The organism is Azoarcus sp. DD4, assembly GCF_006496635.1.
GTDB lineage: Bacteria > Pseudomonadota > Gammaproteobacteria > Burkholderiales > Rhodocyclaceae > Azoarcus.
On record NZ_CP022958.1, the window covers coordinates 4,532,709 to 4,557,262 of the forward strand.

Annotated in this window: 19 protein-coding genes; 8 read left to right on the forward strand and 11 right to left on the reverse strand. The window is 67.3% G+C overall.

Annotated features, from left to right (window positions below; genetic code table 11):
• Positions 1 to 61: 61 nt before the first annotated feature.
• Positions 62 to 505: a PhaM family polyhydroxyalkanoate granule multifunctional regulatory protein gene (locus CJ010_RS21010; RefSeq protein WP_141019854.1), complete on the forward strand. Its 444-nt coding sequence runs from the start codon at positions 62 to 64 to the stop codon at positions 503 to 505.
• 55 nt (positions 506 to 560) lie between these two features.
• Here the strand turns inward: CJ010_RS21010 and CJ010_RS21015 are convergent, their stop codons facing one another.
• The 8 genes from CJ010_RS21015 to CJ010_RS21050 all read right to left on the reverse strand — a co-directional run bounded on the left by CJ010_RS21015 (position 561) and on the right by CJ010_RS21050 (position 10,645).
• A complete protein-coding gene (locus tag CJ010_RS21015; protein WP_141019855.1) occupies positions 561 to 1,736 on the reverse strand; it encodes a CaiB/BaiF CoA-transferase family protein in 1,176 nt (391 codons plus the stop codon).
• Positions 1,737 to 1,814: 78 nt separating this feature from the next.
• Positions 1,815 to 3,047 carry a phenylacetate--CoA ligase family protein gene (locus CJ010_RS21020; protein WP_141019856.1) on the reverse strand — a complete coding sequence of 411 codons (1,233 nt, stop codon included), beginning with the start codon at positions 3,045 to 3,047 and terminating at the stop codon, positions 1,815 to 1,817.
• A gap of 87 nt (positions 3,048 to 3,134) precedes the next feature.
• Positions 3,135 to 3,974 carry an ABC transporter ATP-binding protein gene (locus tag CJ010_RS21025; protein WP_141019857.1) on the reverse strand — a complete coding sequence of 280 codons (840 nt, stop codon included), beginning with the start codon at positions 3,972 to 3,974 and terminating at the stop codon, positions 3,135 to 3,137.
• A gap of 167 nt (positions 3,975 to 4,141) precedes the next feature.
• The gene (locus CJ010_RS21030; RefSeq protein WP_141019858.1) at positions 4,142 to 5,464 is read right to left on the reverse strand and encodes an ABC transporter substrate-binding protein; all 1,323 of its coding nucleotides are present in this window, start codon (positions 5,462 to 5,464) and stop codon (positions 4,142 to 4,144) included.
• 91 nt (positions 5,465 to 5,555) lie between these two features.
• Positions 5,556 to 6,623 (reverse strand): branched-chain amino acid ABC transporter permease, encoded by a 1,068-nt coding sequence (locus CJ010_RS21035; protein ID WP_141019859.1) that lies wholly within the window; start codon positions 6,621 to 6,623, stop codon positions 5,556 to 5,558.
• 208 nt (positions 6,624 to 6,831) lie between these two features.
• On the reverse strand, positions 6,832 to 7,758 hold the full coding sequence (locus CJ010_RS21040; protein ID WP_141019860.1) for a branched-chain amino acid ABC transporter permease: 927 nt from the start codon (positions 7,756 to 7,758) through the stop codon (positions 6,832 to 6,834).
• Positions 7,759 to 7,792: 34 nt separating this feature from the next.
• Positions 7,793 to 8,617, reverse strand: coding sequence for an ABC transporter ATP-binding protein (locus CJ010_RS21045; RefSeq protein WP_141019861.1), 825 nt, complete (start codon positions 8,615 to 8,617; stop codon positions 7,793 to 7,795).
• Between the two features lie 39 nt (positions 8,618 to 8,656).
• The gene (locus CJ010_RS21050) at positions 8,657 to 10,645 is read right to left on the reverse strand and encodes a long-chain fatty acid--CoA ligase (protein ID WP_141019862.1); all 1,989 of its coding nucleotides are present in this window, start codon (positions 10,643 to 10,645) and stop codon (positions 8,657 to 8,659) included.
• 327 nt (positions 10,646 to 10,972) lie between these two features.
• On the opposite strand from CJ010_RS21050, the gene pepA reads away from it, so the two are divergent.
• Positions 10,973 to 11,809, forward strand: a complete 837-nt coding sequence (gene pepA, locus CJ010_RS21055) for a flocculation-associated PEP-CTERM protein PepA (protein WP_141019863.1) — start codon at positions 10,973 to 10,975, stop codon at positions 11,807 to 11,809.
• A gap of 57 nt (positions 11,810 to 11,866) precedes the next feature.
• On the opposite strand, the gene hemL is transcribed toward pepA, so the two are convergent.
• From hemL to CJ010_RS21070, 3 genes are all read right to left on the reverse strand, one after another.
• Complete coding sequence (gene hemL, locus CJ010_RS21060) at positions 11,867 to 13,147, reverse strand: glutamate-1-semialdehyde 2,1-aminomutase (protein ID WP_141019864.1); 1,281 nt, start codon at positions 13,145 to 13,147, stop codon at positions 11,867 to 11,869.
• Between the two features lie 73 nt (positions 13,148 to 13,220).
• The gene (thiE, locus tag CJ010_RS21065) at positions 13,221 to 13,844 is read right to left on the reverse strand and encodes a thiamine phosphate synthase (RefSeq protein ID WP_141019865.1); all 624 of its coding nucleotides are present in this window, start codon (positions 13,842 to 13,844) and stop codon (positions 13,221 to 13,223) included.
• Positions 13,837 to 14,679 carry a PfkB family carbohydrate kinase gene (locus CJ010_RS21070; protein ID WP_141019866.1) on the reverse strand — a complete coding sequence of 281 codons (843 nt, stop codon included), beginning with the start codon at positions 14,677 to 14,679 and terminating at the stop codon, positions 13,837 to 13,839. Before CJ010_RS21070 ends, thiE begins: the two co-directional genes overlap by 8 nt.
• A gap of 136 nt (positions 14,680 to 14,815) precedes the next feature.
• Between CJ010_RS21070 and CJ010_RS21075 the strand changes: the two genes are divergently transcribed.
• From CJ010_RS21075 to CJ010_RS21100, 6 genes are all read left to right on the forward strand, one after another.
• Positions 14,816 to 14,968, forward strand: coding sequence for a rubredoxin (locus CJ010_RS21075; RefSeq protein ID WP_269147345.1), 153 nt, complete (start codon positions 14,816 to 14,818; stop codon positions 14,966 to 14,968).
• Positions 14,969 to 15,059: 91 nt separating this feature from the next.
• Positions 15,060 to 15,446 (forward strand): twitching motility response regulator PilG, encoded by a 387-nt coding sequence (gene pilG / locus CJ010_RS21080; protein ID WP_141019867.1) that lies wholly within the window; start codon positions 15,060 to 15,062, stop codon positions 15,444 to 15,446.
• A 25-nt stretch (positions 15,447 to 15,471) separates the two neighbouring features.
• A complete protein-coding gene (locus tag CJ010_RS21085; protein WP_141019868.1) occupies positions 15,472 to 15,837 on the forward strand; it encodes a PleD family two-component system response regulator in 366 nt (121 codons plus the stop codon).
• Positions 15,838 to 15,844: 7 nt separating this feature from the next.
• Positions 15,845 to 16,357, forward strand: a complete 513-nt coding sequence (locus tag CJ010_RS21090; protein ID WP_141019869.1) for a chemotaxis protein CheW — start codon at positions 15,845 to 15,847, stop codon at positions 16,355 to 16,357.
• Between the two features lie 50 nt (positions 16,358 to 16,407).
• Positions 16,408 to 18,528, forward strand: a complete 2,121-nt coding sequence (locus CJ010_RS21095) for a methyl-accepting chemotaxis protein (protein ID WP_141019870.1) — start codon at positions 16,408 to 16,410, stop codon at positions 18,526 to 18,528.
• 35 nt (positions 18,529 to 18,563) lie between these two features.
• Positions 18,564 to 24,554: an Hpt domain-containing protein gene (locus tag CJ010_RS21100; protein ID WP_141019871.1), complete on the forward strand. Its 5,991-nt coding sequence runs from the start codon at positions 18,564 to 18,566 to the stop codon at positions 24,552 to 24,554.

Below are 24,554 nucleotides of genomic sequence, written 5' to 3' on the forward strand. Positions count from 1 at the left end.
ATGCGGGATGCAGCGCGCATCGGTTAAGATGAAGCCTCGACCATCCAGCGGGAGCACACCGATGTCCAACGAGAATTCTGCCCAGGATCCCCTCGAGTTCGTGCGCGGCATGTGGAACAACATGGGTTTCTCGTTGCCCGGCATGGTGACCCCGACCCTGGATGTTGACGAACTCGACAAGCGCATCGCCGATCTCAAGGCGGTCGAGGGCTGGCTGAAGATGAACCTCAACATGATGCAGATGACCACCCAGGGGCTGGAGATGCAGCGCGCTGCGCTCGCCGCGGTGAAGGCGATGAGCCAGCACGCACGGCAAGCGCAGGACGCACCGACCGCAGCGGACGCCAATCCGTTTGCGGCCGCCGCCGCGATGTGGCCGTGGAACTTCATGAACGCCCAGCCCGGCAGCGAAGCGGCGACCGACACCCAGGCCGCCGACAAGGGCAGCACCGGCAGCGACACCAAGGCCGAAGCCCCGCGCCGCAGACCCGCCGCAAACAAGTAGAGACCCGGCGCACGTCCGGCAGCATCAGCCCGTCGCGGGTGTTCGCGATCGGCCGTCAGATCACGCCGTCTTCACGCAGCCGGGCAATCTCGTCGGGGCTCACGCCCAGTCCGGCCAGAATGGCCTCGCTATCGGCCCCGGCAGCCGGAGCGGCCGTCGCCGCGAAGGCGAAGCCGGACATGCGCAACGGCGGTGCGAACTGGCGTATGCCCCCCACCTCCACGACCATGCCGCGCGCCCGCACTTGCGGATCGTCCAGGCTTTCCTCCAGCCTGAGCACCGGGGTGACACAGCAATCCACGGTCTCGAACAAGCGTGCCCATTCGGCCCGGCTGCGGCCGCGAAAAATGGCCTGGAGTTCGGCACGCGCCCGCGCACCGACCTCGCCTGTCGCGAGATGCGCCGGTTTCAGGTCGGGCCGTTCGAGGGTGTCGCACAACAGTTGCCAGAACTTTTCCTCCAGCGCCCCCACTGCCATGTGACCGCCGTCTGCAGTCTCATAGACGCCATAACAGGGCACGCCCCCCGTGAGCAGATCTTCGCCACGCGGCCTCACTTGCCCGTGGGCGAGCACCTCGACCAAGGGGAAGATCGCATGAGCAAGCGCCGCATCCGTCATCGCGACGTCCACGTGGCGGCCAAGGCCGCTTCCGCGCGCGTCGATCAGCGCCACCAGCACGCCCATCGCCGCCGACATCGTGCCGCCGAGCAGGTCGCCGATCTGCAGGTTGGGAATCGCCGGCGCGCAACCGGCGCCGCCTATCTGATCGAGCACGCCGGCATAGCCGATATAGTTGATGTCGTGACCGGCACGTTGGGCGTAGGGCCCCGTCTGCCCGTAGCCGCTGATGCTGCAGTAGACAAGGCGCGGATTGATCGCCGCGAGCGCCTCGTAACCGAACCCGAGCTTGTCCATCACGCCCGGTCGGAAACCCTCGACCAGCGCATCCGCCGTTTCCACCAGACGCAGGAAGAGTGCCCGCCCTGCTGCCGTCTTGAGGTCGAGGCGCAGGCTCTGCTTGTTGCGATTGACGATCTGGTAGAAATAGCTGGTATCGCCCGCCATCGCCCCCATGCTGCGGGCGTAGTCGCCGGCGCCGGTGTCTTCCAGCTTGATGACTTCCGCGCCGTAGTCGGCCAGATGCTGGGTGGCAAGCGGCCCCGGCAGCAGGCGGGTCAGATCGAGGATACGGATGCCGGCGAGCGGCTTGGGTCTAGCAGTCTGTGTCATGGCCTGGTTCCCGGCGTAGCGGACAAAAAAAGCCGGCCCGAAAACCGGGCCGGTCAGCTGCCCACACACAAGCCGATGCTATTCGTAGGTACGCAGATCCTCGATGACCTTGCCGTCGTTGGCGAGCGTGCCCGGCGCGCAGAACACCACCTCGCCGCGCAGCTTGGTGAGTTCGCGGATGCTGGCGGCGAGTGCGCCAGCCAGCGTCTCGCTGCCCGCCGTGGTCTCGCAGTGCAGGGTCATGCGGTCGTTGAGTCCAGGATTCTCCACCACCAGCCGCGCGCGGCCAACCTGCGGGTGACGCCGCACCACGTCGGCCACCTGCCCCGGGTGAACAAACATACCCTTGATCTTGGTGGTCTGATCCGCACGTCCCATCCAGCCCTTTATCCGCAGGTTGCTGCGGCCGCAGGGCGACATGCCCGGCAGCAGCGCCGACAGATCGCCGGTGCCGAAGCGGATCAGCGGGTAATCGGGATTGAAGGTGGTGACCACCACTTCACCGACCTCGCCCGCTGCCACCGGATCGCCGGTGCCCGGACGGACGATCTCCAGGATCACGTCCTCGTCCACGACCATGCCTTCACGCGCCGGCGTCTCGTAGGCGATGAGGCCGATGTCGGCGGTGGCGTAGGCCTGGCTGGCGGTGATGCCGCGCGCAGCAAAGGCCTCGCGCACGCTGGGCGGGAACGCCTCACCCGAGACGAAGGCCTTGGTGAAGCTCGGCCGCACCCCCAGTTCCTCCGCCTTGTCGAGCAGGATGCGCAGGAAGGACGGCGTGCCGACGTAGGCGTTGGGCTGGAGGTCGGCGATCGCGGCGACCTGCTGCTCGGTCTGGCCGGTGCCGGCCGGAAACACCGTGCAGCCTAGCGCGTGCGCGGCGGTCTCCATCATCGCGCCGGCCGGCGTGAAGTGGTAGGAGAAGGTGTTATGTACAAGGTCGCCGGCGCGAAAGCCGGCGGCGTGGAAAGCTCGCGCCAGGCGGTAGTAATCGGGCCGGGCGCTCTCCGGTTCGTACAGGGGACCCGGCGATGCGAACACCCGCAGACAGGTTCCGCCCCAGCCGACTGCGGCAAAGCCGCCGAAAGGGCGCGCAGCCTTCTGCATCTCGAGCAGTTCCGACTTTCGCGTCACCGGCAGGCGTGCCAGCGCCTCGCGACTGGTGACCGTGGCCGGATCGACGCCGGCCAGCAGCCGGGCGAAGGCCGGTGCGCGGGACTGCGCATGGGCGATCTGCGCCGGCAGGCGGGAGAACAGGTCCTGCTCGCGCGCCGCGGGATCGCGGGTTTCTCTGGCGTCGTAGTAAGTCATCGATGCATCCGTTGTGCCGGGTGACAGGCCGCGCCTGCCGAAGACGGGGCCGCTTGCGACGGCTGCCGTCGCCCTGGTGTTGTCGGTTCAGCTCAGCCAGCGCTTGCGCCGGCGGTAGTGCTTGACCTCGCGGAAGCTCTTGCGGCCCTCGCCGGACAGGCCGAGGTAGAACTCCTTGACGTCCTCGTTATCGGCCAGCTCCCTGGCCGCCCCTTCCATGACGATGCGGCCGTTCTCCATGATGTAGCCGAAGTCGGCATAGCGCAGCGCCACCATCGTGTTCTGCTCGGCCAGCAGGAAGCTCACCCGTTCCTTGCTGTTGAGGTCCTTCACGATCTCGAAGATTTCCTCGACGATCTGCGGCGCCAGGCCCATCGACGGCTCGTCGAGCAGGATCATCTCCGGCTTGGCCATCAGCGCGCGGCCGATCGCGCACATCTGCTGTTCGCCGCCCGAGGTGTAGCCCGCCTGCGAGGTGCGCCGCGTCTTCAGGCGCGGGAAGTAGTGATAGACCTTGTCGAGGTTGTCCTTGAGCTCCGCGCGCGAGATGCTGCGGGTATAGGCGCCGGTGAGCAGGTTCTCCTCGATGGTGAGGTGGCCGAAGCAGTGGCGCCCCTCCATCACCTGGATGACGCCGCGCCTCACCAGTTCGTTGGGCGTCATCTGGTCGACCCGCGCGCCCTTGAATTCGATGCTGCCCTTGGTGACGTCGCCGCGCTCGGCGCGCAGCAGGTTGGAAATCGACTTCAGCGTGGTCGACTTGCCGGCGCCGTTGGCGCCCAGCAGCGCGACGATGCTGCCCTGCGGCACTTCGAGCGACACGCCCTTGAGCACGAGAATGACGTGGTCGTAGATGACCTCGACGTTGTTGATGCTGAGATAGGGCGCCGCGCTGCTGGCGGCGCTTGCAGTGGCTGCGTGGGTCATGGTTCTCGCCTTGTTTCTCGGTCCCCGGAGTTTCCGTTCCTTCCCCGGCCTGGCCGGCAGAGGGTCTGCAGGGGGCTCGCGCGCACCGCGCAAACGCCCTGCAGACCCCCGCTCGCGCGGGGAGCCTGTCCCGCCGCCGGGGCGCAAACCCCGGCAGCGTCCGCGGCTTACAGTTCCTTGCTGCAGTCGCGCGGGGTGATGCCCTTTTCCTTGGCGTAGGCCATGGCCGATTCCTCGATCATGCCCCGCACCAGCGGACGGTCGCCTTCGATCCAGTCGGTCACGACCGTCCACTTGGCGCCGTCCCACTGCTGGAACTTCAGCTTGCCGGCGCCTTCGTGGTCGGCGCAGCTGATGTTGAGGTCGGGCATGAAGCCGGCGGCGCCGAGTTCGGCCAGGCGCTTGTTGTCGATATGCAGGTTCTCGAAGCCCCAGCGCATCTGCTCGCCGGTCATCGACTTGCCCTTGCCGTACTTCTCCTGCGCCTTGCGGATGGCTTCGACGGTGATGATTCCGTGCACCACGCCGCGGTTGTAGAGCACGCTGCCGACGCGGGTTTTGTCTTCCATGTTGCCCTTGTTCTTGGCGTAGATGAGCTTCTGGATGTCCTGCACCACCGGGTAGTTGGCGCCCGCGACGTTGAAGCCTGCGGCGGTGTAGCCCTTGGCCGCGTCACCCGCAGGAATGGTGTCCTCCTCCGAGCCGGACCACCACACGCCGACGATCTTCTCGCGCGCATAGCCGGTCTTGGCGGCGGTGCGCAACGCGGTCGCGTTCATCACGCCCCAGCCCCACAGCACCACGTAGTCGGGCTTCAACTGGCGGATCTGCAGCCACTGCGCCTGCTGCTCGTTACCCGGGTTGGCCACGGCGATCTTGCTCAGCTCGAAACCATGCTTTTCGGCGAGCTTGTCCATGATCGCGTGCGACTCCTTGCCGTAGGCCGAGTCGTGGTAGAGCAGGCCGATCTTCTTGCCCTTGAGCTTGGCCATGCCGCCTTCCTTCTGGCCGATGTAATTGACGATGGCGGAGGCCTGCGTCCAGTAGGTCGAGATCATCGGGAAGACCCACGGGAACACGCGACCATCGGCGGCGTCGGTGCGGCCGTAGCCGATGGTGACCATCGGGATCTTGTCCTGCGCGACCTTCTCCAGCACGGAATAGGTGATGCCGGTCGACAGCGGCTGGAAGGTGGTGTTGCCGGTCGGACCCTTGCCCTTCAGGCGCTCGTAGCACTCGACGCCGCGGGCGTTGTTGTATTCGGTCTCGCATTCTTCCCAGGTCAGCTTGACGCCATTCACGCCGCCATCGCGCTCGTTGACCATCGCCATGTAGTCGATCCAGCCGCCATAGAGCGATGCGCCGTTGGAGCCGAACGGGCCGACGCGGTAGCTCGGCAGACCGATGAACTGTTCCTGCGCGGCGGCATAGCCGGTGGCGAGCAGTCCGGCGATCGCTGCGCCGATGAGTGCGGTTTTCTTGAATGCCATGTGTGGAGCCTCCTCTTTTGTGTGTGGTGCTGCGTGTTGCGCTTTGCCGGACCGGCGTCGCGACGCCGGCCCCGGGTCCTGCTGTCTGCGGTCAGTGCGGGAAGGGCCACAGCCGCAGCTTTTCCTTGCCGAGCTGCCACAGGCGCGCCAGGCCGTGCGGTTCGACGATCAGGAAGAAGATGATCAGGCCGCCGAAGATGATGAGCTCCAGGTTGGAGCCTAGCCCGGCCGGCATCGAACCGCCGAAGGCCGAGTGCATCACGACGTTGAGGAAGATCGGCAGCAGCACGATGAAGGCCGCCCCGAGGAAGGAGCCCATGATGGAGCCGACCCCGCCGATGATGATCATGAACAGGATCTTGAAAGACAGATCCAGGCTGAAACCCTCGGGCTCGACCGTTCCGAGGTAGGTGTAAGCGTAGAGCGCACCGGCCACACCGCAATAGAAGGACGACACGGCGAAGGCGGTGAGCTTGGCGTGCATCGGCCGGATGCCGATGACCTCGGCTGCCACGTCCATGTCGCGCACCGCCATCCAGCTGCGGCCGGTGGTGCTGCGCACCAGGTTCTTCGCCAGCAGCGCCAGCACCGCGACGATGGCGAGTGTCAGCAGGTACTTGCTTACCGGGGTATCGAAGGCGTAGCCGAGGATCTCGACCCGCTGCGCGGTGATCACGCCGGAGGACGCGTTGTTCGAGAACCACGGAAACTTCACCAGCGCCCAGACGATGAAGAACTGCGCCGCCAGTGTCGCCACCGCCAGGTAGAAACCCTTGATACGCAGCGACGGCAGACCGAAGGCCACCCCCACCGCAGCGGCGCACAGGCCGCCCAGCACGACGCCGACGATGAAGGGCATGCCGTCGATGCGCAGCATGAAGTTGTAGGCACCGAAGGCCCCGACCGCCATGAAGGCCGCCGAGCCGAGCGAAAGCTGGCCGGCGTAGCCGGTGAGGATGTTGAGCCCGATCGCGGCCAGCGAGAAGATCAGCACCGGGATCAGGATGGCCTGCAGCCAGTACTGGTCGGCAATCATCGGCACGACCAGGAAGAAGAAGGCGAGGATGGCGGCGAACCCCATCCGGTCCTGGCGGATCGGGAAGATCTGCTGGTCTTCCTGGTAACTGGCCTTGAACTGGCCGGCTTCACGGTAAAGCATGCGTTGTCTCCAATCTGTTGTCCTGCATCGGGGCCGTCCCTGGCGTGGAGGCCGAACCTCGCCCGCCGCCGGGCCGCCCCAAGGCGGGCGAGAGGGGCCGGCTTTGCACAGCCGGCCCGTTCCGCGGGCGCGAAGCAGTGCTTCACGAATTCCCCGCTCCACCCCCCTCGGGGGGCAGCGCCGGGGCGTCAGCCCCAAGCGTGGGGGCTCACACCCGATCGATATGCTTCTCGCCGAACAGGCCTTCCGGACGCACCAGCAGGAAGCCGAGCGCCAGCACGTAGGGGAACCAGCCTTCGATGCCGCCGCCCACCATCGGGCCGACGTAGACTTCGGCCAGCTTCTCGGAAGCACCGATGATCAGCCCTCCGACGATGGCGCCCGGCACCGAGGTGAAACCGCCGAGGATGAGCACCGGCAATGCCTTCAGCGCAGTGAAGGTGAGCGCGAACTGCACCCCGCTGCGTGCCCCCCAGATCAGGCCCGCGACCAGGGCCACAAAGCCCGCCACCGCCCACACGATCGCCCAGATGTGCTGCAACGGGATGCCGATCGACAGCGCCGCCTGGTGGTCGTCCGCCACCGCGCGCAACGCCCGGCCGACCTTGGTGTACTGGAAGAACAGCGCGAGCGAGGCGACCAGGGCGCCGGCCAGCGTCGCGGCGAAGACGTCGAACTTGGAGACGATGATGTCGGCGCTGTCCATCACCCATTCGATCGGCTCGTCGGCGATCCCCAGATCCAGCCCATGCACGTTGGCGCCCCAGATCGCCTGGGCAATGCCCTCGACCAGGAAGGTGAGGCCGATGGTGGCCATGAACAGCGTGATATGCGGCTGGTTCACCAGCGGCCGCAGCACCACCTTCTCGGTGAGGATACCGAGCACCACCATGGACGCCAGCGCCAGCACGAAGGCCAGCCAGAACACAGTGCGCCCGCCCGCCTCGAGGCCGGTCCAGCCCGGCAGCACCTGCTGGAAGCCGACGAAGGTCAGCGCGGCGAAGAACACCATTGCGCCCTGGGCAAAGTTGAACACGCCCGAGGCCTTGTAGATCAGCACGAAACCCAGCGCGACCAGGGCGTAGAGCACCCCGGACAGCAGTCCGCCGATCAGCACTTCGAAAAAGAAACTCATCCCTGTCTCCTCATCCTTCTTCCGGCTCCGGCACTCAGTGCGAGGTGCCGAGGTAAGCCGCGATCACGTCCGGGTTGTTCTTCACTTCGTCGGGCGGACCGTCGCCGATCTTCTTGCCGTAATCGAGCACCACCACGCGGTCGGAAATATCCATGACCACCCCCATGTCGTGCTCGATCAGCACGATGGTGGTGCCGAACTGGTCGTTCACATCCAGGATGAAGCGGCACATGTCCTGCTTTTCCTCGACGTTCATGCCCGCCATCGGCTCGTCGAGGAGCAGCAGGCTGGGCTCGGCGGCGAGCGCACGGCCCAGTTCGACTCGCTTCTGCAGGCCGTAGGGCAGACGGCCGACCGGCGTCTTGCGGATGCTCTGGATCTCCAGGAAGTCGATCACCTCCTCGACCTTCCTGCGCTGCTCGATCTCTTCCTTGCGCGCACGGCCCCAGTACAGTGCATGCTCGAACAGGTTGCAGCGCATCTTGAGGTTGCGCCCCGTCATGATGTTGTCGAGCACGCTCATGCCCTTGAACAGGGCGATGTTCTGGAAGGTGCGAGCGATGCCCTGCTTGGCCGCCATGTGCGGCTCCATCTTCTGGCGCTGCTCGCCGCGGAACATGATCTTTCCTTCCTGCGGGTGGTAGACGCCGTTCATCACGTTGAGCATCGAACTCTTGCCGGCCCCGTTGGGGCCGATGATCGAGCGGATCTCATGCTCGCGGACGTCGAAGCTGATGTTGGTCAGCGCCTTCACCCCGCCGAAGGACAGCGAGATCCCCTGCAGATCGAGGATCACCTCGCCGGTGCGGCGGCCGCCGTCTTGCGCGGCGACCTGCTGCGGCATGTCGTTCATCATCATTTGTCTCCTCCTCAGCGCTGCGTGGGCTCGAGAGGCCCCTCATGCAGCCCTTTTCGCAGCCTGCGCCGAGAAGGTCTTGGCCTCCTCGATGCGCAGGTCGGCAGCCACCTTGCCGCTGCGGCCGTCCTCGTACTTCACCTGGGTCTCGATGTACTGGCTCTTCTTGCCGGCGTAGAGCCCCTCGACCAGCGCCGCGTACTTCTCGGCGACGAAGTTGCGGCGGACCTTGCGGGTGCGGGTGAGCTCGCCGTCGTCGGCGTCGAGTTCCTTGTGCAGCACCAGGAAGCGCTTGATCTGCGAGCCGCCCATCTTGGGGTCGGCAGCCAGGTCGGCGTTGACCTGTTCGACACATTCACGGATCAGCGCATACACCGCGTCCTGACCGGCGAGGTCGGTGTAGCCGGAATAGGCCAGGCCGCGGCGCTCCGCCCAGTTGCCGACAGCTTCGAGGTCGATGTTGACGAAGGCGGTGACGTAGTCGCGGCCGTTGCCGAAGGTCACCGCCTCCTTGATGTGCTGGAAGAACTTGAGCTTGTTCTCGATGTAGTTGGGCGCGAACATCGAACCGTCGTTGAGCTTGCCGACGTCCTTGGCGCGGTCGATGATCTTGAGGTGGCCATCCTCGTCGAAGAAGCCGGCGTCGCCGGTCATGAAGTAGCCGTCGGCGTTGATCGACTCGGCGGTAGCGTCCGGACGCTTGTAGTAGGCCTTCAGCAGCATCGGCCCCTTGACCAGGATCTCGCCGTTGTCGGCGAGCTTGACCTCGACGAAGGGCGCCGGACGGCCGACCGAGTCGAACTTGATCTGGCCGTCGGGCTGCAGGCAGACGTAGGCGCAGGTTTCGGTCTGGCCGTAGAACTGCTTCAGGTTCACCCCGATGGAGCGGTAGAAGCGGAACAGGTCCGGCCCGATCGCGGCGCCGGCGGTGTAGGCGACGCGAATGCGGCTCATGCCGAGCACGTTCTTCAGCGGCCCATACACCAGCAGATTGCCCAGCCAGTACTGCAGGCGGTCGCCGGCCGATACTGGCCTGCCGTCGAGGATGTCGGCGCCGCAGCGGCGGGCGACATCGAGGAAGTGGTGGAACAGCTTGCGCTTGATCGCGCCGGCGTCCTCCATGCGGATCATCACCTGGGTCAGCAGATTCTCGAACACCCGCGGCGGCGCGAAGTAGTAGGTGGGGCCGATCTCGCGCAGGTCGGTCATCACCGTCTCGCCCGATTCCGGGCAGTTGATGGTGAAGCCGGCCACCATGGCCTGGGCGAAGGAGAACAGGTGGTCGCCCACCCAGGCCATCGGCAGGTAGGACAGGATGTCCTCCTGGTCGGTCAGGCCGTCGACCTGCATCGCCCCCCGTGCGGCGGAGATGAAGGCGCGGTGGGTCTGACACACGCCCTTGGGCTTGCCGGTGGTGCCCGAGGTGTAGAGCATCACCGAGATGTCGTCGGGCGCGCCCTTGGCGATCTCGCCGTCGAGGAAGTCGCTCTGGTTGCGGTCGTGGATGCGGCCCATCTCCTGCAACTCGTCCAGGCCCATCAGCAAGGTCTGGGTGTAGTGGCGCAGGCCGCGGGGATCGTCGTAGATCACGTGCTCGAGAAAGGGCACCTCGGGCTGGATCTCGAGCATCTTGTCGACCTGCTCCTGATCCTCCACCACCGCGAAGCGGATCTCGGCGTCCTGCAGCACATAGGCCATTTCCTGCGCCACCGCATCCTGGTAGAGCATCACCGGAATGCCGCCCAGGCACTGGCAGGCGGCCACCGACCAGTACAGCCGCGGCCGGTTGTCGCCGATGATGGCCAGCCGGTCGCCGCGCTTGAAGCCGAGTTCGGCGAGGCCGCAGGCGATCGCCCGCACGTTCTGCGCCACTTCCGCCCAACTGTAGGTCTGCCAGATACCGTATTCCTTCTCGCGCATCGCCGGCCGCTGCGGCCGCACACGAGCGTGATGCATCAGCAGGCGGGGGAAGGTGTCGCACGAGGGATCGAGTGCGGCATCGAGCGCCGCTTGCCCGTGAGTTTCGGACATGCCCCAGTCTCCTTTGGTTGATCCTGTCTCCTCACCCGGCCCTGTGCTCTTTGATTTTCGGGCCCGGCGGCGACGCCCCGAGGCGCCGCAGAGGTCTTGTCAGGACTGCAGTTTCGCAAGGCATGTTTGCGCAACTGTTTGCGGAATGTAGTCAATTGTTGCATTTGCGACAGGACCCAAGACGCTGAAAACAATGACACCGCCCTAGCCCATCGCAGCATGTCGGCCTAGAATCCGGCAAATGACAAATGCATTTATGTCATACCTCTGGCGAGCGCGTCCATCGGCTGGCCGGATCTCGAAACGACCGGAACATGGAGAACGGCAATGAATGGGAGCACCAGGACACGCGGCAGGAAGAACTGGGCATGCGCGATCGCGCTGGCGGCATGCGGCCAGCTCGCGCAGGCGGCACCGCTGTGGCTGATCAATACCGCCGGCACCGGCGCCGGCGACGCGACGGCAGCCTCGCTGCTGGACGTCGCAGGCGTCGGCTTCGTGCAGATCCTGCCGGACGCCGCCAACCCCGCCGCCTTCACCTTCATCGAGCATGGCGCCTACCGTGCAGTGCAGGCGGATGGCAGCACACCCCTAGGCCCCTACGACCTGACCATCCGCTACTCGGTGCAAGGCAGCGGCAGCTTTCTCGACCCGACGGCCCTCAGCTTCACGTCGGGCAGCATCGAACTCTATTCCGACGCGAACTTCGATTTCGGCACCGCAGTCGCCAACTATGGCACCGACAACGGCACCCGGATTGCCCTTCTCTCCGTCCTCGGCGGCGGCATCGCCGCCAACGGGCTGGTCACCATGGACGCAGCACTGGTCGCCGGAAGCCTCTTGCCCGGTTACCTGTTCGATGCCGGCGGCACCGATCTCGGAAACCTCGCCAAGGTCGTGTTCTCGCTCGGCATCTACAACCAGCAGACCACCCCCGACGAACTGATGGTCGCCGAGATCGTCTGTGGCATGGCCGGCTACACCGGGCCGGGTTGCGACGGCACCGCCTTCACCAACACACCGCTCGCCTACACCGTGCGCGACGGCGGTTATGCGACCGTCACCGTCGTGCCCGAACCGGGTGGCGCCAGCCTGGCGATCGCCGGTCTCGGGCTGCTGGCGATCAGCGCCCGACGCCGGCGGGCAAGCGGCACCGCGGGTTGAGGCGGACTCGCGGCATCGGCGGGACGAAACCGACCGCCAGATGCCGGGGAAGCGTGCTCAAGCCCGCTGCAGACAGCTGCGTGCGGCGGCCACGGTAGCGTCGATGTCGGCATCGGTATGGGCCGCCGACACGAAACCGGCCTCGAAGGCGGACGGCGCAAAGTAGTGTCCGACCTCCAGCATGGCGTGGAAGAAGCGGTTGAAGGCCTCGCGGTCCGACGCCATCACCTCGGCGAACGAGCCCGGCACCGCAGCACTGAAATAAACCCCGAACATACCGCCGATCGCATCCGCACTGAAGGCGACGCCGGCGTCGCGGGCGGCATCGACCAGACCGGCCACCAGCTTGCTGGTACGGGCGGCCAGCGCCTCGTAGAAACCGGGTTCGCGGGTGAGGCGCAGCGAGGCCAGCCCGGCCGCCACCGCCACCGGGCTGCCGGACAGGGTGCCCGCCTGATACACGGACCCGAGCGGCGCAATGCATTCCATGATGTCGCGCCGACCGCCGAAAGCGCCCACCGGCATGCCGCCGCCGATGACCTTGCCCAGCGTGGTGAGATCGGGCGTGATGCCATACAGCCCCTGCACGCCCTGAGGCCCGACGCGGAACCCGGTCATCACCTCGTCGAAGATCAGCACCGCGCCGTGTTCGGTACACAGCCGGCGCAGTCCTTCGAGGAAGCCGGGGCGCGGCTTGACCAGGTTCATGTTGCCGGCGACCGGCTCGACGATGATGGCGGCAATCTCGTTCCCGCGCGCCTTGAACACCGCCTCGACCTGCTCGAGGTCGTTGTAGTCGAGCACGATGGTGTGCTTGGCAAAATCGGCCGGCACCCCGCCCGACGACGGATTGCCGAAGGTGAGCAGGCCGGAGCCGGCCTTTACCAGCAGGCTGTCGGCATGGCCGTGATAGCAGCCTTCGAACTTCACGATCGCGTCACGCCCGGTGAAGCCGCGCGCCAGGCGGATCGCGCTCATCGTCGCCTCGGTGCCGGAGCTGACCAGGCGCACCATCTCCATCGACGGCAGCAATTCGCACAGCAACTCGGCCATCTCGACCTCGCCTTCGGTCGGCGCACCGAAGGACAGGCCGCGCAGCGCGGCCTCGCGCACCGCCTCGACGATGGCCGGATGGGCGTGGCCGGCGATTGCCGGCCCCCAGGAGCCGACGTAGTCCAGATATTCCTTGCCGTCGGCATCCCATACGCGGGCGCCCTCGGCACGGTCAATGAAACGGGGCGTGCCGCCCACCGAACGGAAGGCGCGGACCGGGGAATTCACCCCGCCGGGGATGGTGCGCTGGGCGCGCTGGAAAAGGGCTTCGTTTCGACTGTTCATGGCGGCAAGGTGGCGGCGTTCGATGAAGAAGGGCCGGATTGTCGCGCGCCGGACGCCCGGCGGTCCACAGCGCTCAGTCGAACAGCCGGCGATAGGCCAGGGCACGCGCCAGCGGATCGGGCGCGGCGAAAACGTCGGAGATGACCGCGACGAGATCCGCCCCGGCCTCGATCACCTCGCCGGCGTTGTCCAGCGTGATGCCGCCGATGGCCGCCACCGCGCGATCGAGTTCGCGTCGTGCCCGCCCGAGCAGCTCGCGCGGGGCGCGTACTGCCTGCGGCTTGGTAGGCGACACGAACATCGCCCCGAAGGCGAGGTAATCGGCACCGGCCGCGGCGCCGCGCTCGGCACGCGCCCATTCACCGTAGCAGGACACGCCAAGCAGACGGCCCGGACCGAGCGCCGCGCGCGCCGCCGCCGGATCGCCATCGTCGCGACCGAGGTGCACGCCGTCGGCCCCGACTGCCAGCGCCAGCGCCAGATCGTCATTGACGACGAATCGGACGCCGGCCTCGCGGCACAGCACCGCCAGCGCCAGCGCTTCGTCGCGGCGCTGTGCGGCGTCCGCCAGCTTGTTGCGGTACTGAAGCAGCGCAGGCCGTGCCGGCAGCACGCGGGCTACCGCCGCGAGCAGATCAGCACTGTCGGCCTCGTCCGGCGTCACCAGATAAAGCCCCCGTACCGCACGCTCACTCATGCTCTTCACCCTGCGCACGCGCCCAGAAGAAGCGGTCCGGCAGCGCCCTCCCCATGCCCGGCCGGTAGGCATGCTTGAGCGCCTGCTGGGCGAACTCCTGGGCCTCCCGCACCGCTTCCGGCATCGCCATGCCATGGGCAAGCGCGGCAGCGGCTGCGGCCGCGATGGTCGAGCCGGCGCCAAGGAAGCGCCCCGGCAGGCGTTCCCAGGCGTCGGTGCGGACCACACCGCTCTCGCCGATCAGCACATTCACCACCTGCGGCCCCTGCGCACCGCCGCCGGTGAGCAGCACGTACTCGACACCGCCCGCCACCAGCCGCGCCACGGCCTCTTCCGCCGACAACGGATCGGCCTCGTCCTCGTCGTCGACATCGAGGCCGGCGAGCCGCAGCACCTCGTGCGCGCCCGCCACCAGCAGCGAGGTTTGCGGCAGCACCAACTCGACCAATGCAGCGATCGCATCTTCCGCCGCCGGATCGTCCACGCCGGGATAGAGCGCCGGCTCCACCACCAACGGCACTTCCGGATAGTCGGACAGGATCTCCGCCACCACCGCGATGTTCTCGACACTGCCGCAAAAACCGAGCTTGAAGGCGTGCACCGGGATGTCCTCCAGCACGGCGCGCGCCTGGGCTGCGAGGGACTCCGGCTCCACCGGCCAGATTTCCTCGACGCCGCGGGTGTCGCGCGCGACCGCCGCGGTCTGGATCGCCAGCGGGTGGCACCCCATGCTCGCCAGGGTGAGGATGTCCGACGGCAGACCGCCTCCCCCGGTGGCATCGCCGGCGGCGAGGCAGAGGACGACAGGGGGTGTATCGGGCATGGCTATGGGCATGACATGGGGGAAGCCGCGCCGCTTCTGGCGCGGACTCAAATGCGGTAAGATGCCCCGGATTCTACCGTCAATCGCGACGGCACACTTCGCCACCTTCCATACCCGAACGATGGCAGACACGCCCTACAAGACCTACATGTGCCTGATCTGCGGCTTCATCTACGACGAAGCCGCCGGCCTGCCCGATGAAGGCATTCCTCCCGGCACGCGCTGGGAAGACATCCCCCCCAACTGGACCTGTCCGGAGTGCGAAGCCCGCAAGGAAGACTTCGAGCTCGTGGAAATATGACACGCACGGCGCGCCTGACAGCCTTTCCTGTATGCTGCACGCGTTCCACGAGCCCGCGAGCCTGCCGGGCCGCCACTCCGAGGGTTGAACCATGGATCTGACCGGGCTCAAGGTCATGGTCATCGATGACAGCAACACCATCCGCCGCAGCGCCGAGATCTTTCTCGGCCAGTCCGGCTGCCAGGTCCTGCTTGCCGAAGACGGTTTCGACGCACTCGCCAAGATCGCCGACCACCATCCCGACGTGATCTTCGTCGACATCATGATGCCCCGCCTCGACGGCTATCAGACCTGCGCGCTGATCAAGAAGAATCCGCGCCTGTCGTCGACGCCGGTGATCATGCTCTCGTCCAAGGACGGCCTCTTCGACCGGGCCCGCGGCCGCATGGTGGGGTCGGACGAGTACCTCACCAAACCCTTCACCAAAGACAGCCTGCTCAGGGCCGTCGCCACCTACGCCGGCCGCCGGCCGGCCTGAACCCGTAGACGGAACGCCACGCACGATGCCGATCAACAAGATACTCGTGGTCGACGACTCGCCGACCGAACGTCTCGCACTGACCGAACTGCTGACCCGCAACGGCTACGAAGTGGTCACCGCCGACAGCGGCGAGGAAGCCATCACCAAGAGCAAGGGCGAACGCCCCGACCTCATCCTGATGGACGTGGTCATGCCGGGCATGAACGGCTATCAGGCCACCCGCACGATCTCGCGCGACGACGCCACCCGCCACATCCCCATCATCATGTGCACCAGCAAGGGGCTGGAAACCGACAAGATCTGGGGCATGCGCCAGGGGGCCTACGACTACCTGGTAAAGCCGGTCGAGCACACCGAACTGCTCGCGCGCATCAAGGCCATCGGCTGATCCGCCCATGTCCAAGCGGATCAGTCTTCGAGAATTCCAGGAAAACCTTGTCCGCCGTCTGTCCGAGGCCCGCACGGGCGAGCGCCGTGGCCTGCTGGGGTTGCAAGCGGGCAATGAAAATTGGCTGATCGATCTTACCGAAACCGGCGAGATCCTGCCGCCACCGCCGCTGTCGCCGGTGCCGCTCACCCGCCCCTGGTATCGCGGTCTCGCCAATGTGCGCGGCACCCTGTTCGGCGTGGTCGATCTTTCCAGCTTCCACCAGGGTCCCGCCGTCGTTGCAGCCGGCCAGGCCCGACTGCTGCTGATCGGCGTCCGCCACGGGGTGCATTCCGCCCTGCTGGTATCGCGGGCCACCGGGCTGCGCAGTCAGGAAGATTTCGAAATCGACAGCGGCCCGGGTGACGAGCGCCCCTGGGTCAAGGCACGACTGCGCGACCTGCAGAACCGTCTGTGGCTGCGCCTGGACGTACCGACCCTGCTCGCCCATCCCGGCTTCCTGGACGCGGGGATCGACTGAACCCGCGCCAGCCTCATCAACACATACTCTTTAGCGGCGGAGCACGCGAAATGGCATTCAAGCTCTCTCTCGGCAAGAAGACGCTTGCAGCAGACGAGATGGTTTCCGACACCACCATCATGGAAGCTCCGGCAGCGCCCTCTTCCACGGCCAAGGCAAAGCAGGCGCCGGGCAAGCGGCCGATGGCCGAGCAGGTCCGGCTTCTCGGCCTGGCCTTTGCCGGTCTGGTCGCAGTCACCGCCGGCCTGGTGATCTACCAAGGACGCCAGTCGGCCCACGCCACCAGTTACGTGGCTGCGGCCGGCGAAATGCAGATGCTGTCGCAGCAGATTGCGAAGTCCGCACAACTGGCGCTGCAGGGCAACACTGCCTCTTTCGCCGAACTCCGTAACGGCAGCGCCCGCTTCACCAGCCTGCTTCAGGCGCTGGGACAAGGCGGCGAGATCGACGGCGTCGGCGTTCCTGCCGTCCCCGCATCGAGCCAGCCGCAGATCGCGGCCCTGGCCGAAACCTGGAGCAAGACCGAGCGGGACACCACCCAGCTGCTTGCCCAGGAAAAGAACCTGCTGACGCTGAACGCCTCGGTCGACGCGATCAATTCGAGCAACGCCGCGCTGCTCGACCTCACCGAGCAGATCGCCGCGCTCAAATTGCAGACCGGCGCCGCAGCACGCGACATCGCCGTCGCCAACCACGCGGTGATGCTCACCCAGCGCATCGCCAAGAACGCCAATGCCCTGCTCGTGGCCGACGCCATCGATCCGGAAACGGCCTTCGTGCTCGGCAAGGACACCAACACCTTCCGCGAACTGGTCGACACGATCTCCCGCATGGGCGGTGACAACGACCTGCGCGGCCGTATCGCCACCCTGCAGGAAACGGCCCAGGGCACGCTGACCGCGGTGACCGGCATGCTGGGCAACATCCAGATGCTGGTGCAGGCCAAACAGGCGGGCAGCCGCATCTTCCGCGATTCGTCGCCGCTGCTGCAACAGACCGGCGCCCTGACCGAAGCGCTCAACAGCGCCTCGCGCGGCTTCAATTTCATCTCGGCCCTGATCGCGGTCACCGCCCTCCTCGGCCTCGGCGTCCTCGGCCGCATGGCCAAGGTCTACAACGACGACCTCGCGCAACGCCGGGCCGACTCCGAACGTCAGCGCCAGACGGCCGAAAACGAGCGCAACCTGACGCAGCAGGCGATCCTGCGGCTGATGAACGAGATGGGCGACCTCGCCGACGGCGACCTCACCATCCGCGCCACGGTGACCGAAGACATCACCGGCGCCATCGCCGACTCGGTCAACTACACCATCGAAGAACTCTCGGTGCTGGTACGCCGGATCAACGACGCTGCGGTCCGCGTGACCGCCGCCACGCAGTCCGCGCAGAAAACCTCGACCGAACTGCTCGGCGCGACCGAACGTCAGTCGCGCGAAATCGAGGAAGCCGGCGCCACCGTGCAGCGCATGGCACAGTCGATGACCGAATCGTCCGAACTCGCCCTGCAGTCCGCCCAGGTTGCCCGCCGCTCGCTGGATTCGGCGCGCAAGGGGGCCGACGCGGTGGAGAACACCATCAAGGGCATGAACGACATCCGCGAGAAGATCCAGGAAACCTCCAAGCGCATCAAGCGCCTCGGCGAATCCTCGCAGGAGATCGGCGAAATCGTCGAACTGATCTCGGACATTACCGAGCAGACCAACGTGCTGGCGCTCAACGCCGCGATCCAGGCCGCGTCCGCCGGCGAAGCCGGTCGCGGCTTCACCGTGGTTGCGGAAGAAGTGCAGCGCCTGGCGGAACGCTCCGCGGAAGCAACGAAGCAGATCTCGGCGATCGTGAAGACCATTCAGACCGATACGCAGGACGCGGTCGGCGCCATGGAAAACGCCACCCGCGACGTGGTCGAGGGCGCCCAGCTGTCCGACGCCGCCGGCAAGGCGCTGGCCGAGATCGGCGAGGTGTCGATGGAGACTGCGCGCCTCATCGAGCAGATCTCGACCGACACGCAGCAGCAGGCCTCGACCGCCATCCGCGTCGCGGGCACGATGAAGGACATTCTCGCGATTACCGAACAGACCACTCTCGGCACCAAGCAGACCGCGGTATCGATCGGTCAGCTCGCCGACCTCGCGGTCGAACTGAAGGGTTCGGTCTCCGGCTTCAAGGTCTGAGTCCTCCCGTCGCACCAGCAGCCAGGAAAGCCGCCATGACGCACGCCATCGAAGCGGACCTCGGTCCGCTCACCTGGGTCAAGAGCGAGATCGACGCGGCCCTCGGTCGCGCCGGCGAGGCGCTCGATGAAGCGGCACGCGCCGACCACGACACTTCCCGTCTCGCCTTCGCCCAGACCCACCTGCATCAGGCCCGTGGGGCATTGTCCATCGTCGGGCTGGACGGCATCACCCAGTTTGCCGACGCGCTCGACCAGCTCGTCGGCGCGATGGCGCGCGGCGAAGCGGCGCTCACAGCCGACGCGCTGCATCTGAGCAAGCGCGCGCTGGCGGCGCTGGGCAATTATCTCGACGAGCTCGCCCACGGCATTCCCGACCAGCCGCTGCGCCTCGCCGCACTGTATGCCGAGCTGCTCGCTGCCCGCGGCCAGGACGCGCCCTCGCCGGCGGACCTGTTCTTTCCCGACCTGACGCTGCGACCGCCGCGCCGCGCGGCCGACCCCGCCGCGGTGGCCGACGCGCCGACGCAGATGCGTCCGCTGCGTGCCCGCTTCGAACGCGGTCTGCTCGAATGGCTGAAGGCGCCGGCTAACCCGGCAGGCGCCCAGGCGATGCGCGATGCCGTCAGCGGCATCGAGGCACTGCAGACCAGCCCCCCTGCACGCGCGCTGTGGTGGGCCAGCCTCGCCTTCTTCGACGCGCTGATCGCCGGCAGCCTGACAGTAGATGCCAGCGTCAAGCGCATGTGCACCCAGCTCGACGCCCAGATGCGCCGGCTGATGGGCGGCAATGCCGCGGTACCCGACCGGCTGATGCGCGACCTATTGTATCGCGTCGCCACCACGCCCGCGACCACCGAGCACCAACGCGCAGTGCGTGCCACCTGGCAGCTCGACGCCCTGCTGCCGGAAGCGGGCGCGCAGGTCAGCGAGGTACCGCTCGCCCCGCTGCTGCAGGACATGCGCGCGCGCCTGGCCGAACTGCGGGACATCTGGGACGACTTCTGCGGCGGAACGGCCGTTGCGCTGGCGCGCTTCGACAGTGCGCTGTCCGAACTTGCGCCGCTGACCGGCCAACTCGGCCGCCCGGCCTTCGTTCACCTGCTCGCCGGCATGCAGCGCTTCAGCCAGTGGCTGCGCAAGGATCCGCTGCGCTTCACGGAAAGCATCGCTCTCGAATTCGCCACCACGCTGCTGCTCGCCGAGACCGCGCTCGATCGCAGCACCGCCAATGCCGATTTCGCGCTGCAGGTGGAGGACACCCTCGGCCGCCTCGATGCCATCCAGCGTGGCGAAGCCCTCGCTGCCGCCGACCAGACACCGGGCCTCGCCGCTGCACGGCGCTCCCAGGAAAAGGAAGCGATCGGCCAGCTGTCGCGCGAGATCCGCGGCAGCCTCGCCCAGATCGAACAGACGCTCGACGACTATTTCCGCGACCAGAACAAGCGCGCACCGCTGCAGCAGCTGGCGGCGCCGATGGCACAGATCGAAGGTGCGCTCACCCTGCTTGGCGAATCGGAAGCGATCGCACTCGTCCACGAAGCCAGCGCAGCCATCGCCCGTTTCGCCGAGGCGGACGCGCCCGTCGACACCGCCGAATTCGAACCCCTCGCCCACCGGCTCTCGGCGCTCGGCTTCTTTGTCGAGTCCCTGCAGCGCGGGCGGCGCAGCCTGCAACACTTCCTGAATCCGGAAGCGGCGGCCGAGGCCGCGCAGGCCGACACCGAAGGCACCCCGCAGTCCGCAGCCTTCACTGCGCCGGCAGCGCCGCAACCGGCGCCTGCGCCGGCCACTGCACTCCCCACCGAAGCAGGGACGATCGAAGCGCCCGGCACTGCAGCTGTCGCCTTCGAACCGCCGCCCGCCGAGGCGCTACCGGAACCCGACACTGCCGCGCTCGAAGCAGAGCCCCTTTCCGTGGTCGAGCCGACACCGGCCTCGAGCCTCGCCGACGAGTTCGAACGCAGCGCGCCGCCGGCGGCGGCGATCCCCGAACCGACGCCCGAAACGCGCAAACTGATCGAGGAAGCGAGCGAAGCAGAGATCGACGCCGAGTTGCTCGACATCTTCATCGAGGAGGCACACGACGTGCTCGCCTCTATCGGCGAGCATCTCGAACTGTCCCGCACCGCACCCGCCGAGCGCGACCATCTGGTCACCATCCGGCGCGGTTTCCACACGCTCAAGGGCAGCGGCCGCATGGTCGGCCTGCGCGAACTCGGCGAAGCGGCCTGGGGCCTGGAGCAGACGCTCAACCGCTGGCTGCAGCTCGAATGGCAACCTACTCCCGCACTGCATCACCTGATCGACGCCGCCCATCACCTCTTCGCCGAATGGGTCGTCCAGCTCACGCGGGGCGGCCCGCTCGGCCGTGACGCGACGGCACTGCTGGCCGATGCCGAACGCCTGCGCGAAAGCCCGACCCCGGTGGTCGAACCTGCGGCCGACTCGGAGCGCGCAACGGAGCCCGCCGCCGACAACCTCGTCACGGCGCCGGATACCGCCCTCGACTTTCCCGACCTCGCGCTGTCCGAGGCCGGCGAGATTCTTCCCTTCGAGGTGGCCGCCGTCGGCGTGCCGCAGGAGGAGGTCGCGCTGGAAGACCTCGCCCTGGAGGACGAGGAGGAGGCCGCCCGTTTCGACATCGACGTCGTCACCGGCACTACGCTCGATTTCCAGTCGCTGATTGCGCCCGACGAAGTGCCGGCAGCCGATATCGAACCGCCGCCGGTCATTGAAGTCGAGGATCTGCTCGCCACCAGCGGCCTGGACTTGCCGATAGGCATCGACAACGAACCGGCAGCACCCGACGCCGCGTATCTGGCGCCTCCGGCAGCCGAAAGCCTGCTCGATCTCGACGCCAGTTTCTCGCTCGACGAGTTGCTGGAATCGGGCACCGAAGCGCTCGCCGCCGACAACGACGCGACGCCGACGGAAACACTGCAGCCAACGGAGCTCGTTCCGTCCGCCGACGATAGTCTGGAGTTGCCTGCCGAAGACCTGGTGTTCGAGATCCCCGATCTGCCGGAAGCGCTCGAACCCGTCCCCGACCTGCCTGCCGCCTTCGAAGCGCCAGCGCAGGAGGATCGTTCCGCTGCCGAGGTCGCCCCCCCGACCGGTGCTGCCCCCGTGATCGACGAGAGCAGGGCCGAAGGCGCCGCCATCGACGAGATCACGGCACCTCCGCCCGCCCCCCTGCCCGCGGAAAGCGCACCGGTGGTGGACGAACTGGTGGTCGAAGCCGGCGATACGGCGGAAGGCTTCGCCGGTTTGTCACCCACGATCTCCGACCAGGTCCGCATCGGCGACGCCGAGATTTCGCGGCCGCTGTTCGACCTTTATCTGGCCGAGGCCCGCCACCACATCGCCGCGCTCCACCGCGACACCGCCCGCCTCGCCGCCAACCCGACCCTGCTCCCGCAGGAGGCGTCGATCCGCGCGGCGCACACCCTGGCCGGCATTTCCGGCACCGCCCGCCTGAGCCCGCTGCAGGCGCTGGCACGCGCACTCGAACACGCCCAGGAGCGGCTGTTCGATCTCGGCCAGCACCCGGCCGAAGCCGAAGTCGCGCTCTTTGCCAGCTCGGCCGACACCCTGGAGGCGATGCTCGCGGAGGTTGCCTTGCGCCGCATGCCGCTGCCGGTTCCGGAGCTGGTCGAGCAGCTCGAACAGATCGGCCGCCGGCTCGAACTCGCCGACATCGTGGGGCCCACCTTCGATCTGCCGGCCGCTGCACAACACGCGGACGACAGCGTGACCGGCAGTGCCGAGGCGGCTACCGAACCGTCGCCGCCCCTGCATGACGACGTCGACATCCAGCTGCTGCCCATCTTCCTGGAAGAGGCGGCGGACCTGATGAGTCAGCTGCACGGCACGCTGCGCACCTGGCAGGGTGCGCCCGAAGCCGCCGATCCGGCCAAGGCCCTCGCCCGCCTGCTGCACACGCTGAAGGGCAGCGCCCGGATGACCGGCGCGATGACCCTGGGCGAACACGTCCACCAGCTCGAATCCCGCCTGGAGGCGGCGACGAAAGCCGGCCGCACGCCGGCCGAAAGCCTGTTCGAAGAACTCGCCCACGGCCTCGACCACGCCGAGCAGATGATCGACCTGATCGCCGCAGGCGGGCAGGCGGAGCCGCTCGCGGCGGAAGCCGCCGAGACCGCCGCGCCAGCGCCGGAAATGGGCGCGGAAGGAGAACAGGCGGTCACCTCGGCGACGCTGCGGGTACGTGCCGACACGGTCGACCGCTTCGTGAACGAGGCCGGCGAGATCGGCATCGCCCGCACCCGCATCGAAGGCGAACTGCGCACGCTGCGGCGCTCGCTGCTCGATCTCACCGAGAACGTCATCCGTCTGCGCAACCAGTTGCGCGAAGTCGAAATCCAGGCCGAGGTGCAGATGCAGTCACGCATCGCCCAGGCCGAGACCCACCACGCCGCCTTCGACCCGCTCGAGATGGACCGCTACACCCGGTTGCAGGAACTGACCCGGATGATGGCCGAGAGCGTGAACGACGTCACCACCGTCCAGCAGAACCTGCTCAAGAACCTGGACGGTGCCGACATTGCCCTGCACGGCCAGGCGCGACTGTCGCGCGAACTGCAGCAGGCGCTCATGCGGGTGCGCATGCTGCCCTTCGACAGTCTCGCCGACCGCCTCTACCGTGTGGTCCGTCAAGGCGCCAAGGATCTGGGCAAGCGCGCCAACCTCGACCTGCGCGGCGGTCGTATCGAAGTCGACCGCAGCGTGCTGGAACACATGGTCGCGCCACTGGAACACCTGCTGCGCAATTCGCTCGCCCACGGCATCGAAACGCCGGAAGCGCGCCGCGCCGCCGGCAAGCCCGAGATCGGCCAGATCACGCTGACGGTGAGCCAGGAGGGTAACGAAATCGCGATCGAGCTGGCCGACGACGGCGCCGGCCTCGACTTCGCCCGCATCGCCGAACGCGCGCGCGAAAACGGCCTGCTCACAGCGGACGAGGCCGCCGACGAACGCCGCCTGACCAACCTCATCTTCGTGCCCGGCTTCTCCACCGCCGGCGCGGTATCGGCGGTGGCCGGCCGCGGCGTCGGCATGGACGTGGTCAAGGCCGAAACCGCCTCGGTCGGCGGCCGCATCGACGTCACCAGCGAGCCTGGCAAGGGCGCGGCGTTCCGCATCTACCTGCCGCTCACACTCGCCGTCACCCAGGCTCTCCTGGTGCGCGCCGGTGGCCGCAGCTACGCGATCCCGTCCAGCATGGTGGCGCAGGTGATGGAGCTCAAGGCCGAACCGCTCGCCGGGCTGATAGCCGACGGCGGCACCGAATGGCTGGGCCAGCGCTACGACTACCGCTACCTGCCGCGCCTGCTCGGCGACCAGCTCAGCCAGCCGGTGGAACAGCGCTACAACTGGATCCTGCTGCTGCGCGCCGGTGCCCAGACGCTGGCGCTGCATGTGGATGAGCTGCGCGGCAATCAGGAAATCGTCGTCAAGAACGCCGGCCCGCAGCTCACCCGCATCGTCGGCATGTCCGGCGCCACGGTGCTCGGCGACGGCGAAATCGTGCTCATCCTCAACCCGGTGGCCCTGGCCAGCCGGCAGCTCGGCCGGCCGGATTACCCCGCCGTCGGTGCCGCCACTGTGCCCGCCGCGCCTGTGCGCCAGCCTACGGTGATGGTGGTCGACGATTCGCTGACCGTGCGCAAGATCACCGGCCGCCTGCTCGAACGCGAAGGCTATCGTGTGATCACCGCCAAGGACGGCGTGGACGCGCTCGAAAAGCTGATCGACACCCTCCCCGACGTAGTGCTGTCCGATATCGAGATGCCGCGCATGGACGGCTTCGACCTGGTCCGCAACATCCGCGCGGATGCACGCGCCAAGGCGGTGCCGGTGATAATGATCACCTCGCGGCTGGCGGACAAGCACCGCCGCTACGCCGAGGAGGTCGGCGCCAACCACTACCTCGGCAAGCCCTATCAGGAAGAGGAACTGCTGGCCCTGCTGGCGCGCTATACGACGGTGGCCGGCACCGAGGTCTGA